Genomic DNA, 1,667 nt, shown 5'->3' on the forward strand with positions numbered 1-1,667 from the left:
GTTGAATGTTATAAACATTCAAAACTGAATACAATATGTCTCCGTTATTCCATGACCTAATGGTCATTCCGTAATATCCTTAGAAAGGAGGTGATCCAGCCGCACCTTCCGATACGGCTACCTTGTTACGACTTCACCCCAATCATTTGTCCCACCTTCGACGGCTAGCTCCTAAAAGGTTACTCCACCGGCTTCGGGTGTTACAAACTCTCGTGGTGTGACGGGCGGTGTGTACAAGACCCGGGAACGTATTCACCGTAGCATGCTGATCTACGATTACTAGCGATTCCAGCTTCATGTAGTCGAGTTGCAGACTACAATCCGAACTGAGAATAATTTTATGGGATTTGCTTGGCCTCGCGGATTCGCTGCCCTTTGTATTATCCATTGTAGCACGTGTGTAGCCCAAATCATAAGGGGCATGATGATTTGACGTCATCCCCACCTTCCTCCGGTTTGTCACCGGCAGTCAACCTAGAGTGCCCAACTTAATGATGGCAACTAAGCTTAAGGGTTGCGCTCGTTGCGGGACTTAACCCAACATCTCACGACACGAGCTGACGACAACCATGCACCACCTGTCACTTTGTCCCCCGAAGGGGAAGACTCTATCTCTAGAGCGGTCAAAGGATGTCAAGATTTGGTAAGGTTCTTCGCGTTGCTTCGAATTAAACCACATGCTCCACCGCTTGTGCGGGTCCCCGTCAATTCCTTTGAGTTTCAACCTTGCGGTCGTACTCCCCAGGCGGAGTGCTTAATGCGTTAGCTGCAGCACTAAGGGGCGGAAACCCCCTAACACTTAGCACTCATCGTTTACGGCGTGGACTACCAGGGTATCTAATCCTGTTTGATCCCCACGCTTTCGCACATCAGCGTCAGTTACAGACCAGAGAGCCGCCTTCGCCACTGGTGTTCCTCCATATCTCTGCGCATTTCACCGCTACACATGGAATTCCACTCTCCTCTTCTGCACTCAAGTTTCCCAGTTTCCAATGACCCTCCACGGTTGAGCCGTGGGCTTTCACATCAGACTTAAGAAACCGCCTACGCGCGCTTTACGCCCAATAATTCCGGATAACGCTTGCCACCTACGTATTACCGCGGCTGCTGGCACGTAGTTAGCCGTGGCTTTCTGGTTAGGTACCGTCAAGACTTGTTCAGTTACTAACAAATTTGTTCTTCCCTAACAACAGAGTTTTACGATCCGAAGACCTTCATCACTCACGCGGCGTTGCTCCGTCAGGCTTTCGCCCATTGCGGAAGATTCCCTACTGCTGCCTCCCGTAGGAGTCTGGACCGTGTCTCAGTTCCAGTGTGGCCGATCACCCTCTCAGGTCGGCTACGTATCGTCGCCTTGGTAAGCCGTTACCTTACCAACTAGCTAATACGGCGCGGGTCCATCTATAAGTGACAGCCGAAACCGTCTTTCACTATTGAACCATGCGGTTCAAAATATTATCCGGTATTAGCCCCGGTTTCCCGGAGTTATCCCAGTCTTATAGGTAGGTTACCCACGTGTTACTCACCCGTCCGCCGCTAACATCAGAGAAGCAAGCTTCTCATCTGTTCGCTCGACTTGCATGTATTAGGCACGCCGCCAGCGTTCATCCTGAGCCAGGATCAAACTCTCCATAAAAGAAGTAAGCTTGATAAGCTCATTTTTGATT

General features: G+C 50.3%; 1 rRNA gene. It reads right to left on the minus strand.

Annotated elements, in window-relative coordinates:
* Positions 1–83: 83 nt before the first annotated feature.
* Positions 84–1,636: ribosomal RNA gene (locus LQ675_RS14865) — 16S ribosomal RNA — on the minus strand.
* Between the last annotated feature and the right edge of the window lie 31 nt (positions 1,637–1,667).

Source organism: Mammaliicoccus sp. D-M19 (assembly GCF_022386695.1).
In the GTDB taxonomy this organism is placed as follows: Bacteria; Bacillota; Bacilli; order Staphylococcales; family Staphylococcaceae; genus Mammaliicoccus; species Mammaliicoccus sciuri.